We start from the raw sequence: 16,879 nt of genomic DNA, 5'->3' as shown, positions 1-16,879 counted from the left end.
GGATGCTGTAGCAGTTTGTTTTTTGCGCATGGCACGTTCCGAAGATCGCCCCCGATTTTCGTGGTCATGCGCCGGGACCCGAAAGGAAGCCGTTCTGGCGATCGGCGTTGACAGACTACGAATGAATCCGCTGGCGCGCTTTCTGGCGCTGGCCGGCCTTGCCGTGGCGCTGGCAAGCTGCCAGATGTTCACGCCTCCGGAAGTCCAGGAATCCGGCTTCCAGCCGTCCGACAAGCCGATCACCGTCGACAATGTCGGCGCCAACAACAAGCTCGCCGAACTGGCCAAGGCGCAGCATCCGCGCATCCTGGCCACCTATGGCGGCGAATATTCCGACCCCAAGCTCGAGCGCATGGTCGCCAAGGTGGTCGGCAACTTGACCGTGGTGTCGGCCAATCCGACGCAGACCTATCGCATCACCATCCTGAATTCGCCCAACGTCAACGCCTTCGCGCTGCCTGGCGGCTATCTCTACATCACCCGTGGCCTGCTGGCGCTGGCCAATGATTCGGCCGAGCTTGCGGCGGTCATCGCGCATGAGATGGGCCACGTCACCGCCAACCACGGCCTGCAGCGCCAGCAGTTGGAGGCCGAGGAAGGCCTCGCGACCAAGGTCGTCTCGGACGTGCTCGGTGACAGCCCGACCGCCAAGGCGGCGCTGATCCGCGGCAAGCTGAGACTCGCGCAGTTCTCGCGCAACCAGGAACTGGAGGCCGACGCCATCGGCATCAAGTCGATCGGCGAAGCCGGTTACGATCCTTTTGCCGCGGGCCGCTTCCTGCAGTCGATGTCGGCCTATACCGACTTCCGCTCGATCAGCGGTGCCACCGATGCCAGCCTCGACTTCCTGGCGACGCATCCCAACACGCCGCAGCGCATTGATCTGGCGCAGCGCCATGCCCGCCAGTTCGGCGCGCCCGGCGTCGGCACGCGCGACCGCGATTCCTTCCTCGCCGGCATAGACGGACTGCTTTATGGCGACACGCCCGAAGAAGGTTATGTGCGCGGCGAGACCTTCCTGCATCCGGGCCTCGGCGTGTCCTTCTCGGTACCCGAGGGCTTCATCATCGACAATTCGGCGGCCGCGGTGACGGCAACCGGGCCGGGCGACATCGCGATCCGCTTTGATGGCGTCTCGATCGACAAGAACCGCGCGCTGACCGACTATATCCGCAGCGGCTGGGTGGCCGGTCTCGACGACAGCAGCGTCAGGCAGGAAACGATCAACGGCAACGAGGCGGCGACCGCGCATGCCGGCGCCGAGGGCTGGCAGTTCGACATCGCGGTGATCCGCGCCGGCGGCCAGGTCTACCGGCTGCTGACGGCAGCACCCTCGGCCAGCACCTCGCTGGAGCCGGTGGCGCGTTCGGTGAGCGGCTCTTTCCGTATCCTCAGTGCAGCCGAAAAGGCGGCGCTGAAGCCGCTGCATATCCGCGTCGTCACGGTCCAGCCCGGGCAGACCATGGGTTCGCTTTCGGCCCAGATGGTCGGCGTCGACCGCAAGCTCGACCTGTTCCGCGTGCTCAATGCGCTGTCACCGGGCGCCGCGGTTTCTGCCGGTGACAAGGTCAAGATCGTCACGGACAAGTAAGCGGTCGTTGCAAGCCGCCGGGCGCCTGATGCGCCCTACGGCTTCAAGCGGCTGTCGCGAGAAATTCAGGGTTCTGCTTCACCAGAGCGATCTTGAGCTTTTCCATGGCGCGGGCCTCGATCTGGCGGACGCGCTCCTTGGAAATGCCGAGCGTCTCGCCGAGTGCCTCGAGCGTCGCGCCCTCGTCCCTCAGCCGACGCTCCTCGATGATCCTCAGTTCGCGTGCGTTGAGCGCGCCAAGCGCTGCTTTCAGCCAGACCAAACGGCGCTCGACATCGATCGTGTCGCCGGCGACCTCGTCGGGCAGCGGATCGTCCGAGACCAGGAAATCCATGCGCTCGGTGGCACCCGCATCATCGGCCAGCGGCATGTTGAGCGAGGAGTCGGGCGCCGACAGCCGTGAATCCATCATGGCGACATCGGCTTCGGAGACGCCGAGCGCGACCGACACTTCCCGGTAGAGCGTCGCATTGGACAGCGGTTCGGCACCATTCGCCAGCCGGGCACGCAAGCGCCGCAGATTGAAGAACAGCGCCTTCTGCGCCGAGCTGGTACCGCCGCGCACGATCGACCAGTTGCGCAGGATGTAGTCCTGCATCGAGGCGCGAATCCACCAGGTCGCATAGGTCGAGAACCGCACTTCGCGCTCCGGCTCGAAGCGGGCCGCCGCCTCAAGCAGCCCGACATGACCCTCCTGGATGAGATCGCCGAGCGGCAGACCGTAGTGGCGGAATTTGGAAGCCATGGAAATGACCAGCCGCATATGGGCAACGGTGATGCTGTGCAGCGCGTTCTGGTCGTTGTCCTCCTTCCAGCGCAATGCGAGCCGATGCTCCTCGTCACGTTCGAGATAGGGCGCCTTCATTGCCGCGCGGACCATGATCCGTCCTGCTGTGTCTTCCATCATGAGGCGCTCCCTGGCTCTGGCGATGCGGATGACTTTGCAAGTTTGGCCAGGCGCCAGTTGAAATGGCGGCGTCGTGCCCTACAAACCCAGAACGTGTCATGCGCGGGAATGGTTCCGTGGCTGTTGCCAGGCGGATCGTGGTGCCTGAGAGGCGTCGGCGCTGACCGACAAGGACGTCAATCGCCGCTGGAAAAGGCCATCTGGAGAATCTGGTTTCAGGAACCCATTGTTTTTGAAATCCTGTTCCTTATTTTTTCGCCTTTCATCTGTCAGCTTCCAGCGCTCACAACATGCCGGATATCAGGCCAAGGACGGGATCACAGAAAAATGAAATGGCTCAAGTCGCTCATCGTCGCCGGAACGCTGCAGGTTCTGGCTGTCACCGCTGGCCATGCCGGCGCCAATCTCGACCAGATCAAGCAGGCTGGGGTCATCAAGGTCGGCACGGAAGGCACCTATGCACCGTTCACCTATCATGATGCAGCCGGCGCGCTGGTCGGCTTCGACGTCGAGATCGCCAAGGCGATCGGCGAGAAGCTCGGCGTCAAGGTGGAGTTCCTCGAAGGCAAGTGGGACGGGCTGATAGCCGGCCTCGACGCCAATCGCTATGACGCCGTCATCAACGAAGTCGGCATCACCGAGGCGCGCAAGGCCAAGTATGACTTCTCCGATCCCTATATCGCCTCCAAGGCGGTGCTGATCGTGCGCGGCGAAAACACCGACATCAAGACCTTCGCCGATCTCAAGGGCAAGAAGTCGGCGCAGTCGCTGACCTCGAACTTCGGCAAGCTGGCCGAGACGAACGGCGCCGAGCTCGTCGGCACCGATGGGTTCGACCAGTCGATCCAGCTGCTTTTGACCGGCCGCGCCGACGCCACCATCAATGACAGCCTGTCGTTCCTCGACTTCAAGAAGCACAAGCCGGACGCCAATGTGAAGATCGCCGCGCAGGAAGAAAACGCCGACTATTCCGGCGTCATCGTGCGCAAGGGCGATCCGGATCTGGTCGCCGCCATCAACAAGGCGCTGGCCGACATCAAGGCCGACGGCACCTACAAGAAGATCGCCGACACCTATTTCGGCCAGGACGTCTCGAAGTAATTCATGAGGCGGGCCGGTTGCCGGCCCATGCAAGGATACCTGGCGGCGGACCGTCTTTTGACGGCCCGCCGCCTTTGGCGTGATATGGCGTGTGTTCGCGCTTCGATGAAGCCGTCTCGCCTGGAACGGCAATCGCAAGGAGGGGCTTTTCGTGCCGCACTGGCTGCAACTGATGCTGGAGTCGCTGCCTTCGCTTTTGTGGGCGGCGCTGATCTTCACCGTGCCGTTGACACTGCTGTCTTTCGTGCTTGGCCTGACTGTCGGCCTGGGCGCGGCGCTTGCCCGGCTGTTCGGCCCGAAGCCGCTGGTCGCGCTTGTGCGCTTCTATGTCTGGATCTTCCGCGGCACGCCGCTCCTGGTGCAGCTGTTCCTGATCTTCTACGGCCTGCCATCGGTCGGCATCCTGCTCGACGCCTTTCCGGCGGCGTTGATCGGCTTCACGCTCAACATCGGCGCCTACACGTCCGAAATCATTCGCGCCGCCATCGGCTCGGTGCCAAAGGGCCAGTGGGAAGCCGCCTATTCGATCGGCATGACCTGGAGCCAGGCGATGCGGCGCACCATCCTGCCGCAGGCCGGCCGGGTCGCAGTGCCGCCGCTCTCCAACACCTTCATCTCGCTGGTCAAGGACACGTCGCTGGCCGCCGCCATCACCGTGCCGGAAATGTTCCAGGCGGCGCAGCGCATCGTTGCCACCACCTATGAGCCGCTGATCCTCTATGTCGAGGCGGCGATCCTCTACCTGGCGCTGAGCTCGGTGCTGTCGGCCTTGCAGACGCGGCTGGAAACGCGGCTCAACCGCTATGGCGGCTTCCTGGAGGCGCGCTCATGATCGGCCTCACCAACATCGAAAAACGCTTCGGCGACAACCTCGTGCTGAAGGGCGTGACGGTCACCATCGCCGAAGGCAGCGTCACCGCGCTGGTTGGCCCTTCGGGCGGCGGCAAGAGCACGCTGCTGCGCTGCATCAACCTGCTGGAGATACCGACCTCGGGCACGGTGCGCATCGGCGACGAGATGCTTGAATTCCGTCCCGGTGGCAAGGTCCCGGCAAAGGACATCCAGCGTCTGCGCCTGCAGACCGGCATGGTGTTCCAGAACTTCCAGCTGTTCCCGCATCGCACCGCGATCGAGAATGTCATGGAAGGGCTGGTGACGGTGCTGAAATGGCCACCCGAGAGAGCACGCGAGCGGGCGCTCGCCCTGCTGGAAAAGGTCGGCATGGCGCACAAGGCCGACGCCTGGCCGGCGACGCTGTCGGGCGGCCAGCAGCAACGCGTGGCGATCGCCCGGGCGCTGGCGCCATCGCCGAAAGTGCTGCTGTGCGACGAGCCGACCTCGGCACTCGACCCGGAGCTGGCGCAAGAGGTGGTCGACGTGCTTGGCAAGCTTGCCGGCGAAGGGACGACCATGGTGATGGCGACGCACGATCTGCGCCTCGCCTCCAAGATCGCGCAGGAAGTGGTATTTCTCGATGCCGGCGTCATCGTCGAGAAGGGGCCGGCCGCCGTGCTGTTCGGCAATCCCGAGCACCAGCGCACCAGGCGTTTCATCGCGACGCTGAAGCAGGAGGCGGAGAAGGAAGGTGGCGGCGCGGCATAGGCGCGGCCTTCACCCTCGTCTTCCCAAAAAAAACCCGGCGCGAGGCCGGGTTTTTCATGAACTCAATGGCGGAAAATGCGGAAAAGCTCAGGCAGCTTCTTCCTGCTCGGCTTCCTCATTGTCGGCCTTGGCGCCGCGCTTGGGGCCCTTGTTGAGGTTGACCTCGATCAGGCGCACGGCTTCGGTTTCCGACATGCGGTTGACGGCCGCGATCTCGCGGGCCATGCGGTCGAGCGCCGCCTCGTAAAGCTGGCGTTCGGAATAGGACTGCTCCGGCTGGTTGTCGGCGCGGTAGAGGTCGCGCACAACTTCCGAGATCGAGATCAGGTCGCCGGAATTGATCTTCGCATCATATTCCTGAGCGCGGCGCGACCACATGGTGCGCTTGACGCGGGCGCGGCCCTGCACGACCTTCAGCGCGCGCTCGACATAATCCTCTTCCGACAGCTTGCGCATGCCGATGGAGGTCGCCTTGGCGACCGGTACCTTCAGGCGCATCTTGTCCTTCTGGAAGTCGATGACAAACAGTTCCAGCTTGTGTCCAGCAACTTCCTGCTCGTCGATCGAGACGATCTGGCCGACGCCATGCGCCGGATAGACGATGTACTCGCCGGTCTTGAAACCGTGACGCGCAGCGGTGGACTTCTTCTGCGGGGTGATCGTTGCCATTACGCCCTGAACTCCTTGTTGTGGCGCCGGCGTCCTGCCGGCCCGAACTCGCGCGATCGGGGAAACCGATCGTTAGCCGCACAACAGACGAACCCACCGGAAAAGCCGGGACCGGCAAACCGCAGAGATTGCGACCGCCTGGCCCAGATCGCTCTGGTCCGGAATGGGATTTTCACCTTTCAGTGATTTGGGGCGTCTGCGCCATCAATCGACGTTGTGTCACCGGCATGTTTTGCTGATGTAGCACAAAAAGTCGGAAGAATCAAGGTTTTGCTGCATAAGCGAAGGCCACACGCAATCGCCGCCTGTCAAGGCGGTCAATGTGTCGTCCCTGTTACGCTGCGTAATACCGCTCTTTACGGCGGTATTGTCAATCGCCTTCGCCGGGCTCGGCCGAGAAGTATTTCTCGAACTTGCCGGCCTCGCCGTCGAACGATTTGGCGTCGGCCGGCGGTTCCTTCTTGGCGGTGATGTTAGGCCATTTCTCGGCATATTCGGTGTTGATCTGCAGCCATTTGTCGAGGCCGGGCTCGGTGTCGGGCTTGATCGCATCGGCCGGACATTCCGGCTCGCAGACGCCGCAGTCGATGCACTCGTCAGGATGGATGACGAGCATGTTCTCGCCTTCGTAGAAACAGTCGACCGGACAGACTTCGATGCAGTCCATATATTTGCATTTGATGCAATTGTCGGTCACGACATAGGTCATCGGTCGGCTCCGGGACGTCCCATTTTTGTTGGGCTTTTTCCGTCAGGTAACGCCTTTGCCCGCCGCTTGCAAGGGCGGCGGTCGCCAGTGGCGCCAGGGTTTTCGGAATGAAATTCCAGACGGCCGGCGCGGCCGAGGCCCGACATGTCCGGCAGAGGGTCTAGTTTGCCGGGTCCGGGTTTTGTTTTGGGCATGTCGTTGGCCCAAAAACGCTGCGCGCCATGGGCCGGCATGCATCAGTCGTCGCCGAGCAAGTGGTCGGTCTGGCGGCGTTCCTTCTTGGTCGGGCGGCCGCTACCGGCCTCGCGCAGTGCCGGAAGCGCGTCGGGAATGGTCTCACCCTTTTGCGCCGGCGGTGGCGACATGTCCTCGTAGAGGGTGCGGGCTTCCTCGGCAGGGCCGCGCCGCGCACCGGCGCCAAGCACCTTCCAGATGAAGATGCGCCGCTCGAGCGTGATGGTCAGGACGTCGCCAGGCTTGACCAGATCGGAGGCCTGCGCTGCTTTGTCGCGATTGATGCGCACGCGGCCGGCGACAACCAGCTTCGCCGCCAGCGAGCGCGATTTCACGGCGCGCGAGAAGAACAGCCATTTGTCGATGCGCTGGCGGTCTCTCGCGGCGGTCGGGGCAACCATCGAAGCGAGCCGAGCCTACTTCTTCAGCTGGTCGCGCAACGCGGCGAGCTTGGCAAAGGGCGAGTCCGGATCGAAGCGCACCGGGCGCTCCTCGCGCGGCTTCGGCTGGAAGGCGGGCTTTCCGCCTTGCGGACCACCCTTGCCTTCCGGCCTGCCGCCCTTCCAATCGGGCCGGCCATCGCGGCGGTCGGGACGCTCGCCTTGCGGCCGCCCTTCACGCCGCTGTTCGCCTTCGCCCTGCGGCTTGGGTTTGAACTTCGAGCGGTCGAAGCGCGGCTTGCCGGCGCCATCGCGCCGGCCTTCATGGGCAGGACGCTCTCCAGGCGTGGCTGCCGCCGGCGCGCCGCCGGCATCGGCCGGGGCATCGCTTCGGCCGCGCGCGGCTTGTCCGTTGCGCGGGCGATTGTTCCTGCGGTTGTCTTCGCGATGGCGCGGCCGCTGATCGAAACGGCCCTGACGCCACAACAGGATGGGCTTTGGCGCTTCCGCTTCTGGCACCGGTTCGCCGTCCGTGGCCTCCGCCACCGCAGGTTCAGCCGCGTCCGTCGCAGGCGCGGTATCCGACGCCAGCCCGGCCGGTGCGGCTTCTGCCGCCGGTGCGGCTTCAATCTCGGCGGCCTCGGGCTCTGCCGGCGGTTCGACCGGCGCGGGTTCGGCGGTTTCGGGCGCCAAGGCTGCAGGTGCCTCGTCTTGCACGGTTGCGACCGGAGCGCCCGCCTGCTCTTCCAAAGCAGGTTCTTCCACGGCAGGTTCCACCGCAGCGGCCGCGGTGATCTCGGCGACAATTTCGGTTGCCGTTTCTGAACCGTCCGCGGCGTCCGATGCCGGCTCTGAACCTTCGGCTGGCGTTTCGGCGGCGGCATGCGCCGCCGCGTCTTGCGCTGCCCTGGCCTGCTCCGCGCGGGCGGCCTCTTCCGCCGCCAGCTTCGCCGCCGCCGCCTCGCGTGCGGCATTGTCCTGCGCTTCGAGCCGGGCCTTCACTTCGGCCGGCGGCTTCGGCTCGGCGCGATAGCCGAGGCCTTTCAGGATTTCTTCCATGTCGTCGGCGGTGGCGCCGAGGATCGACATCATCGGTGGCGTCACCATGAAGGACTGGCCGTCATAGGCACCGTCCGGCCGCTGGCCAAGACCAGGTTTCCAGTTGGTCGCCGGCCGGATCAGGTCCGCCAGCCGTTCCAGAATGTCGATGCGCACGGCGCGGCGGCCGAGATTGCGGTAGCCGGCGAGCTTGTAGAACGTCTTGTCGAAGGTCGGGTCGATGACCACAGAGGTGCGGCCGGAAGCGAGCGCATGGACAACGTCGCCAAAGCCGGGCTTGTCCTTGCCGTCATTCTTCAGCGCCCACAGCAATGTCACCAGTCCGGCCGGTGCCGGCTTGATCAGCGCCGGCACGAAGACATGGTAGGCGCCGAAGCGCACGCCAAGCCGGCGAAGTGCGGCACGGCCTTCCTGGTCGAGCGACTTCATCTCCTCGGCGATGTCGCGGCGGTTGATGAGGCCGAAATTCTCGACAAGCTGGAAAGCAATGCCACGGCCTATGCCGGAAATCTGGTCGGCGTTCTTCAGGTCGACCAGCGGCTTCAGCAGCGTTTCGATCTGGAAATTGACGAAACGCTCGGCACGCGCCGCGACCTTGTCGCGCGCCGGGCCGGTCAGTTGTTCGTCGGCCAGCAGCACCAGGCGGGGCTTCAGCGCGTCTTCGCCGGCGACAAGCGTACCGATCGGCGCGCCGATCCAGCGCAGCGTGCCATCCGAGCCGAGCGCGATATCGCCATTGGCGCAGGCGCCAAAGCGTTCCGCGCGTGCCTCGAATTCGGCTGCCAGCGCCTTCTGGGCGGCGGTGCGCACCGCCTTGGCGTCCTCGCCGCCGGCACTCTGGTCGGCGGTGAAGCGGAACCCTTGCAACTCGCCGACATGATGACCTTCGACGAGGACGGTTCCGGTTGGGCTTATTTCGGCTTCGGGCATGGTATTTTCTCTAAGGCGCCGCATGAGGACGGAAGTCCTGCGGTCTACGAAGCGTTTCGTCAACCGCTCATGCAGCGCATCCGACAATCTGTCTTCGATTTCGCGCGTCTTTTCCTGCCAGTGTGCCTGATCGGCCAGCCAGCCGGGCCGGTTCGACACGAATGTCCAGGTGCGGATCTGGGCGATGCGATGCGACAGCGTGTCGATGTCGCCCTCGGTGGTGTCGGCGCGGCGCACCTGCTCGGCCATGTAATTCTCGTCGACATGGCCATGCCGGGCGAGGTCCATATAGATGGAGGCGATGAGGTCGGCATGCTGGGCCGGCGCGATCTTGCGGTAGTCGGGCAAGGCACAGGCTTCCCACAGCAGCGCCACGCGTTTGGCATCGGTGGCGAGCGCGCGGATGTCTTCGTCGCGCGACAGATATTCAAGCGCCTGGGCATCCACCGCCGGCAGCGCGCGGGTCAGGCCTTCGACCGGGGCGTTGGTCTCGATCGAGCGCTTCAACGCATCGAGGCTGGCGAAGTCGAAATGCGCGGTCCGCCACTGCAGTACTTTCACCGGGTCGAAATCATGGCCTTCGATCTTCTTGATCAGATCCTCGTCCAATGGATCGACCTGGCCGGTGACGCCAAAGGTACCGTCGCGCAGATGCCGGCCGGCGCGCCCGGCGATCTGGCCGAGCTCGGCCGCAGACAGGTTTCGGTATTGGAAGCCGTCGAACTTGCGGTTCTGGGCGAAGGCGACGTGGTCGAGATCGAGGTTGAGGCCCATGCCGATGGCGTCGGTGGCGATGAGATAGTCGACATCGCCGGATTGGAACAGCGCCACCTGCGCGTTGCGGGTGCGCGGGCTGAGCGCGCCGAGCACGACGGCAGCACCCCCTTGCTGACGGCGGATCAGCTCGGCGATGGCGTAGACTTCGTCGGCGGAGAAGGCGACGATCGCCGTGCGGCGCGGCAGCCGCGTCAGCTTCTTCGAGCCGGCATAGGCGAGGTGCGACAGCCTAGGCCGCGTCACCACCGAGACGCCCTTCAGCAGGCGCTGGAGGATGCCCTGCATGGTGGCCGCACCCAGCAGCAGCGTTTCCTGGCGGCCACGCAGGTGCAGGATGCGGTCGGTGAAGATGTGGCCGCGCTCTAGGTCGCCGGCGAGCTGCACCTCGTCGATGGCGACGAAGGCGGCGTCGGTCTCGCGCGGCATCGCCTCGACGGTACAGACCGAATATCTGGCGCCGGCCGGCTGGATCTTTTCCTCGCCGGTGATCAGTGCGACCTTGTGGGCGCCGACCTTCTCGCAGACGCGTGCGTAAACTTCCCGCGCGAGCAGCCTGAGCGGCAAGCCGATGATGCCGCTCTCGTGCGCCACCATGCGCTCGATGGCGAGATGGGTCTTGCCGGTGTTGGTCGGCCCAAGCACGGCGGTCACGTCGCGGCCCGACAAGATCAGCGGCTCAGTGTGTTTCGGCTGGATGTTCATCGACCTGGAAATAAGGCTTTCTGGCCTCTCGTTGTCGGGAGCGTGCCTCGAGTGGCGCGTATGACAGCCGACACATAGGGATTTCGCGCGCGAAGCGAAAGCGGAATGTTCCGGTGAGGGTTCGAAGGCGGTCGTGTCAAGCGCTCAGTCGGGCGCGGATTAACAGTTGGAACGAGTCTGGAACGAATCGGCGACGAATCAGTGACTCACCCAGATTCAGGTTTTGTTCACGGCTACATGTGGATTTTGCAACCGCGAGTCTCACCACATGCTGAATCGCCGAACTGGCCCGTTTCATGCAAGGCGAGCCTCGTCGTTAACTTTTGCCGGTGAACGACTGCAATGTTCTGGTGCGCCTCGTCCAAGTTTATGAAATTGTTGATCTTTCTTAATCCGCGTTAAGGATCCGGCAGGCGATTCCGGTCACTATCGTTAACGTTCCGCTCAAAGCCGGAACGAATCGGCGACGAATCAGCGATCGCGGAATATTCCTGCTTTGTTCACCTCAATATCTTGTGTTGTGAACAGGTTATCCACCGACAATCAACAGGTTTGCGCACGGGTTTCGCACAGGACGTGCCGCCGCCGTTAACCTTTCCGTGCCGGATTGGATCATCGCACCGCAGCGAGGCCTTCGCGGCAGCCGGGCCGCCTTAAAAGAACGGACCGGTTTCCCGGTCCGCTCGTCGCAGAGCGATTGCCTGTATGGAGCCGTTGTCCGGGTCTCAGGCGAAGTACTGGCCGCCATTGGCCGTGATGGTCGAGCCGGTGATGAAGCCGGCATCGTCGGAAGCGAGGAAGACGACGCAGCGCGCAATTTCTTCCGGCTCGCCGAGGCGGCCGACCGGGATCTGCGGGATGATGCGCTCGTTGAGCACCTTCTCGTCAATTGCCTTGACCATCTCGGTGGCGATGTAGCCGGGGCAGATGACATTGACGGTGATGCCGGCGCGGGCGCCTTCCTGTGCAAGCGCCTTCGAAAAGCCGATGTCGCCGGCCTTGGCAGCGGAATAGTTGACCTGGCCGGCCTGGCCCTTCTGGCCGTTGATCGACGAGATGGTGATGACGCGGCCGAACTTGCGGTCGCGCATGCCGCTCCACAGCGGATGCGTCATGTTGAAGACACCCGACAGGTTGGTGTCGATGACCTCTTTCCACTGTTCGCGTGTGATCTTGTGGAACATGGCATCGCGGGTGATGCCGGCATTGTTGACCAGCACCGAGATTGGGCCGAGATCGGCCTCGACCTTCTTGATGCCGGCGGCACAGGCGTCGTAGTCGGCGACCGACCATTTGTAGACCGGAATGCCGGTCTCGGCCTTGAATTTCGCCGCCGCGTCGTCGTTGCCGGCGTAGTTGGCGGCAACCGAATAGCCGGCGTTCTTCAATGCGATCGAGATCGCCGCGCCAATGCCGCGCGACCCGCCCGTGACGATTGCAACCTTGCTCATGCGTTTCCCCTTTTTGATATCGCCCTGTTGTCGGGCTTGGCAGGCACTGGATATGGACCGGGCGGCCAAAGCGCGTCGCCTGAATTGACTTCAGGCGGCGCGCTTTAGCTGTCTGTTTTCATTCATGTCGTCTTCCCGAAACCGTTGCGCACTTTTTGGGTGACATGCATCGCCACCCGTTCAGTGATCTCGTCAGAGCGCCTCCACGCACATGGCGACGCCCATGCCGCCGCCGATGCAGAGCGTGGCGAGGCCTTTCTTGGCGCCGCGACGCCGCAGTTCATGGACCAGCGTGTTGAAGATGCGCGCACCCGAAGCGCCGATCGGATGTCCGATGGCGATAGCGCCGCCATTGACGTTGACGATCGAAGGGTCCCACCCCATGTCCTTGTTGACGGCGCAGGCCTGGGCGGCAAAAGCCTCGTTGGCCTCGACCAGGTCGAGATCGCCGACCGACCAGCCGGCCTTTTCCAATGCCTTGCGCGAAGCCGGAATGGGACCGGTGCCCATGATCGCCGGATCGACGCCGGCGGTCGCCCAGGAGACGATGCGCGCCAGCGGCGTGATGCCGCGCCTTGCGGCTTCCGCCTCGGTCATCAGCAGCGCGCCGGCGGCGCCGTCATTGATGCCGGAAGCGTTTGCGGCGGTCACCGTGCCGTCCTTGTCGAAAGCCGGCTTCAATTTGGTCATGGCGTCGATCGTGGCGCCGTGGCGGATGTATTCGTCCTGGTCGACGATGGTGTCGCCCTTCTTGCCCTTGATGGTGAAGGCGACGATCTCGTCCTTGAACTTGCCGGCCTTCTGCGCGGCCTCGGCCTTGTTCTGGGAGGCCAGCGCGAACTGGTCCTGGTCGTCGCGGGTGATCTGGAACTGGCGGGCGACGTTTTCGGCGGTGTTGCCCATGTGATAGCCGTTGAAGGCATCCCACAGCCCGTCCTTGATCATGGTGTCGATCATCTTGTAGTCGCCCATCTTGACGCCGGCGCGCAGGTGTTCCGCGTGCGGCGACAGCGACATCGATTCCTGGCCGCCGGCGATGATCACCTTGGCGTCGCCGGTGGCGATCTGCTGCATGCCGAGCGCAATGGCGCGCAGGCCCGAGCCGCAAACCTGGTTGAGGCCCCAAGCGGTGGTTTCCTTGGGCAGGCCGGCAATGATCGAAGCCTGGCGGGCCGGGTTCTGCCCCTGGGCGGCGGTCAGCACCTGACCGAGGATGACCTCGTCGACCTCGGCGGCTTCGACACCGGCACGCGACAAGAGTTCCCTGATGACGACAGCACCGAGTTCATGCGCCGGGGTAGCGGCGAAGGCACCGTTGAAGGAGCCGACGGCCGTGCGTGCGGCACTGGCGACAACGATGGAATTGGCAGAGGACATTTTCTTCTCCAGACTTCGAGCTGTCGTGTTTTTGGGCATTGTTGGGGACTTTTCTTGCCCTTTCCATGATCCAAGTCAAACCTGAAATGGGCATGGCGCCCATGCGCCGCAACCAGGCCGCATGTTGCCACGGCGGCGGTCCCTGCATTGCTGCGCAGCATATTTTGCCTGCTATGCAGCATTATATGATCCCGCACTGCACAAACTGCTTGGAATTATGAGGCTTTTGCGCATATCCTCAAAAAAGGCACAATCGTTACCGGCGGCTTACTCAGCGCGCGCCGGTGTCCCGGGGAGGATGCAGATGGCCGCGAAAGACGATCCGATCATCATCAAGAAATATGCCAATCGCCGCCTCTACAACACCGGCACCAGCACCTATGTGACGCTCGAGGACCTCGCCGAGATGGTCAAGAAGGGCGAGGAATTCACCGTCCAGGACGCCAAGACCGGTGACGACATCACGCATCCGGTGCTGACCCAGATCATCTTCGAGCTGGAGAACAAGGATGGGCAGAACATGCTGCCGATCCCGTTCCTGCGCCAGTTGATCGCCTACTATGGCGACCAGATGCAGATGATCGTGCCGAGCTTCCTCGAACAGTCCATGCTGGCCTTCTCCAAGGAGCAGGAACGGTTTCGCGAGCAGATGAAGGGCGCGCTCGGCAAGTCGCCGCTGGACATGATGAAAATCACCACGCCGATCAAGGCGCTGGAAGAGCAGACGCGCCGCAACATGGAAATGTTTCAGAATGCCATGCGTCTGTTCACGCCGTTCCCGCCAGTGGGTCCCGGCCCTGCCGCCGCGCCAACGCCCGAGCCGGCCAGGAAGGAAACGCCTGAAAAGCCCGATGACCTTCAGGAACTGAAGGACCAGATCGCGGCCATGCAGCGCAAGCTCGACACCATGTCGTGAGACGTCCGGATCGAAAGATCCAATAGGCAGAGGCGCATCGGATTGCCGCGAGCCTTAAGCGCGCGGGGCTGAAACGGGTTCAGCCGACGCGCGTTTTATGCATGTCGGTGTCACAAAACCGCGCTGCGCATTTTTAGGCGGCCTGTATCAGGGCAGCGGTCCCACATAACGGCCGCGCGGTCTGATGGCGCCTCCGCCGGTTATCTGTTCGACCGTGTGCGCTGCCCAGCCGACACTGCGTCCGAGCGCGAACAGGCGGAACGGCGCATCGCTCGGCAAGCCAAGGCCGCGCGTCAGCGCGGCCAGGGCAAGGTCGATGTTGGGGCGTGCGCCGGTCGCGACAAAGGCGGCGTTTTCCAGGGATCGCAGTGTCTCGTCGGTATCGATGGCCGCCAGCAGGGCGACGGCCCGGGGATCGCCGTCCGGATAGAGCGGATGGCCGAAGCCCGGCAGCGGCCGGTCGTGACTGAGCCAGCGCCGGATCGCCGCGTCGGCGCCATGCCGCGCCGCGTCCTCGGCCAATTGCATCACCGCTTCGCCGGCGCCGCCATGGCGCGGGCCCGATAGCGTCGCGAGCCCCGCGAGCAGGCAAGCGGCCAGCGGCGCGCCGGTGGAAGCGGCGACACGAGCGGCGAAAGTCGACGCGTTCAGCTCGTGGTCGGCGAGCAGGACAAGCGTGCGGCGGATCGCTTCCGCGCCGCCGGCATCCACTGACCAGCCTTGCGCCAACCGCCGATGGACCGGATCCGGTCCCGCGGGCGCGCCGAGGGCGCTGGCCAGAACGCCGACTGCCTGCGCGGCATCGGCATGCAGCGAGGTGGCGCCGCGCCCGAGCGATGGGCGCCCCTCGGCAGCAGCCAAGGCAAGCTGCGCGAAGGCGGCCGCCCTGCCGCCCCGATGCGGCGCGCCGGGCGACGGCGGCGCGAAAACCGCTGGCTCCGACAGCCCCCACAGGACAGCGGTGGCTTCCTCCAGCGTGGCGTGCCCGGAGAGCGCGACGGCATCCCGACCGCGATAGATGAGGCGACCGTGCAAAACGGTCGAGATCGAGGTGGCGATTGACGGCTCGCCCCAGGCGATGGCGCTTTCGGCGATGGCCGACGGACTGCGTCCGCGTGCGCGGCGGGTCGCCAGAGCGGCGATATCGTCGGCTCGATACTGGCTGCGGCGCGGATCGGCGCGGTCGGGCCGCATGCCGATGCGGCCACGACTGACATAGGCATAGAGCGTCTGTGCCCGCACCTTGAGGCGTTCAAGCGCTTCTTCCCGGGACAGCCACTCCGACAGGGTCGAATCCTCCGATACGTTGATTCTATTGATCAAGATTGATGACCATGTTGACTACCCTTATCTGCGATGCGGAAACGGTTCAAGGAGACAGGCCATGGCAAATGGGCTCGATGACGTGGTGGCGGCGGAAACCGTCCTTTCCGATGTCGACGGTCTTGGCGGCCATCTGACCATCCGCGGTCATTCGCTGCCGGAACTGGCCGGCCGCTGGAACTATGTTCAGGTGGTTCGGCTGTTGCTGGACGGTTTCTTCGAAGACCTTCCCGGCGATGCGGAACTGGCGCAGAGGATCGGCCAGGCGCGCGTCGAGGTGTTCGAGCGGCATTTGCCCTCGCTGCCCCTGCTGGCGTCGCTCGATGTCTACAGCGCGATGCGCGCCGGCATCGCCTTCCTGCCGGACGGCGAGACCTTGGCCGACGCCTTGCGGCTGATCGCGGCGCCAGCGGTGCTGACGCCGGCCTTGCTGCGACTGCTGCGCGGCGAGACGCCCTTCGCGCCGGACAAGGCGGCCGACCATGCCGGCGATATGTTGAGGATGCTCAACGGCACCGTCGCCTCGCCAGCGCTGGCGAAGGCGCTCGATACCTATCTGGTGACTGTCTGCGACCACGGCCTCAACGCCTCGACCTTTGCGACCCGCGTCGTCGCCTCGACCAAGGCGGGCCTGACTTCGGCGGTATTGGCGGGTCTCGGCGCGCTCAAGGGCCCGCTGCATGGCGGCGCGCCGGGCCCAGTCATCGAGATGCTGGATGCAATCGAGGCGCATGGTGACGCTGCCGGCTGGCTGCGCCACGAGATCGCGCATGGCGAGCGCATCATGGGGTTCGGCCACCGTATCTACCGGGTGCGCGACCCGCGCGCCGACGTGCTGAAGGCGGTGGTACGCAAACTCGGCAGCGAGGGTGAAACCGGTCGCCGACTGGCCTTCGCGGAAAGGGTGGAGCAAGCAGCGCTCGATGTGCTGCGCGTCGCCAAGCCGTCGCGCTCGCTGCAGACCAATGTCGAATTCTACACCGCGCTGCTGCTGGAGGCCGCCGGCTTCCCCAGGCAAGCGTTCAGCAACGTCTTCGCCGCCGGGCGTGTCGCCGGCTGGATCGCCCATGCACGCGAGCAGCAGACGACCGGACGGCTCATCCGTCCGCAGTCGCGCTATGTCGGGCCGGTGCCGGACCTCGTCGCCTGAG

At 64.5% G+C, this 16,879-nt stretch carries 14 protein-coding genes; 6 read left to right on the top strand and 8 right to left on the bottom strand.

Translation table 11 applies throughout. The features are described from left to right. The first annotated feature begins 121 nt into the window (after nucleotides 1–121). Entirely contained in the window at nucleotides 122–1,591 is a 1,470-nt protein-coding gene (locus NR193_RS21220; RefSeq protein ID WP_256752710.1) for a M48 family metalloprotease, read from the top strand. A 43-nt stretch (nucleotides 1,592–1,634) separates the two neighbouring features. Here the strand turns inward: NR193_RS21220 and NR193_RS21215 are convergent, their stop codons facing one another. Next, nucleotides 1,635–2,498: an RNA polymerase factor sigma-32 gene (locus NR193_RS21215; RefSeq protein ID WP_256752709.1), complete on the bottom strand. Its 864-nt coding sequence runs from the start codon at nucleotides 2,496–2,498 to the stop codon at nucleotides 1,635–1,637. Nucleotides 2,499–2,825: 327 nt separating this feature from the next. On the opposite strand from NR193_RS21215, the gene NR193_RS21210 reads away from it, so the two are divergent. The 3 genes from NR193_RS21210 (at nucleotide 2,826) to NR193_RS21200 (ending at nucleotide 5,201) form a co-directional block, all read left to right on the top strand. Then, nucleotides 2,826–3,599: an amino acid ABC transporter substrate-binding protein gene (locus NR193_RS21210; protein ID WP_256752708.1), complete on the top strand. Its 774-nt coding sequence runs from the start codon at nucleotides 2,826–2,828 to the stop codon at nucleotides 3,597–3,599. Between the two features lie 151 nt (nucleotides 3,600–3,750). Further along, on the top strand, nucleotides 3,751–4,431 hold the full coding sequence (locus NR193_RS21205) for an amino acid ABC transporter permease (protein WP_091578741.1): 681 nt from the start codon (nucleotides 3,751–3,753) through the stop codon (nucleotides 4,429–4,431). Further along, nucleotides 4,428–5,201, top strand: a complete 774-nt coding sequence (locus NR193_RS21200; RefSeq protein ID WP_256752707.1) for an amino acid ABC transporter ATP-binding protein — start codon at nucleotides 4,428–4,430, stop codon at nucleotides 5,199–5,201. The genes NR193_RS21205 and NR193_RS21200 overlap by 4 nt, the downstream gene beginning before the upstream one ends. 87 nt (nucleotides 5,202–5,288) lie before the next feature. On the opposite strand, the gene NR193_RS21195 is transcribed toward NR193_RS21200, so the two are convergent. The 6 genes from NR193_RS21195 to NR193_RS21170 form a co-directional block, all read right to left on the bottom strand. After that, nucleotides 5,289–5,870, bottom strand: coding sequence for a CarD family transcriptional regulator (locus NR193_RS21195; protein ID WP_006327799.1), 582 nt, complete (start codon nucleotides 5,868–5,870; stop codon nucleotides 5,289–5,291). A 370-nt stretch (nucleotides 5,871–6,240) separates the two neighbouring features. Beyond that, a complete protein-coding gene (fdxA, locus tag NR193_RS21190; protein ID WP_091578737.1) occupies nucleotides 6,241–6,579 on the bottom strand; it encodes a ferredoxin FdxA in 339 nt (112 codons plus the stop codon). A 236-nt stretch (nucleotides 6,580–6,815) separates the two neighbouring features. Continuing rightward, nucleotides 6,816–7,214 (bottom strand): RNA-binding S4 domain-containing protein, encoded by a 399-nt coding sequence (locus tag NR193_RS21185; protein ID WP_256752706.1) that lies wholly within the window; start codon nucleotides 7,212–7,214, stop codon nucleotides 6,816–6,818. A gap of 15 nt (nucleotides 7,215–7,229) precedes the next feature. Further along, nucleotides 7,230–10,661 carry a helicase-related protein gene (locus tag NR193_RS21180; RefSeq protein ID WP_256752705.1) on the bottom strand — a complete coding sequence of 1,144 codons (3,432 nt, stop codon included), beginning with the start codon at nucleotides 10,659–10,661 and terminating at the stop codon, nucleotides 7,230–7,232. Nucleotides 10,662–11,386: 725 nt separating this feature from the next. Continuing rightward, nucleotides 11,387–12,112, bottom strand: coding sequence for an acetoacetyl-CoA reductase (gene phbB, locus NR193_RS21175; protein WP_256752704.1), 726 nt, complete (start codon nucleotides 12,110–12,112; stop codon nucleotides 11,387–11,389). A 192-nt stretch (nucleotides 12,113–12,304) separates the two neighbouring features. Continuing rightward, complete coding sequence (locus NR193_RS21170; protein ID WP_256752703.1) at nucleotides 12,305–13,489, bottom strand: acetyl-CoA C-acetyltransferase; 1,185 nt, start codon at nucleotides 13,487–13,489, stop codon at nucleotides 12,305–12,307. A 304-nt stretch (nucleotides 13,490–13,793) separates the two neighbouring features. Here NR193_RS21170 and phaR point away from each other — a divergent pair, with 304 nt between their 5' ends. After that, entirely contained in the window at nucleotides 13,794–14,405 is a 612-nt protein-coding gene (gene phaR / locus NR193_RS21165; RefSeq protein ID WP_256752702.1) for a polyhydroxyalkanoate synthesis repressor PhaR, read from the top strand. A gap of 147 nt (nucleotides 14,406–14,552) precedes the next feature. Here phaR and NR193_RS21160 read toward each other — a convergent pair whose 3' ends face one another. After that, nucleotides 14,553–15,692: a citrate synthase gene (locus NR193_RS21160; protein ID WP_256752771.1), complete on the bottom strand. Its 1,140-nt coding sequence runs from the start codon at nucleotides 15,690–15,692 to the stop codon at nucleotides 14,553–14,555. Nucleotides 15,693–15,789: 97 nt separating this feature from the next. Between NR193_RS21160 and NR193_RS21155 the strand changes: the two genes are divergently transcribed. Next, entirely contained in the window at nucleotides 15,790–16,878 is a 1,089-nt protein-coding gene (locus tag NR193_RS21155; RefSeq protein WP_256752701.1) for a citrate synthase/methylcitrate synthase, read from the top strand. The last annotated feature ends 1 nt before the right edge of the window (nucleotide 16,879 follow it).

The organism is Mesorhizobium sp. Mes31, from assembly GCF_024519675.1.
In the GTDB taxonomy this organism is placed as follows: domain Bacteria; phylum Pseudomonadota; class Alphaproteobacteria; order Rhizobiales; family Rhizobiaceae; genus Mesorhizobium.
This window is presented reverse-complemented; position numbering and strand designations above follow the sequence as displayed.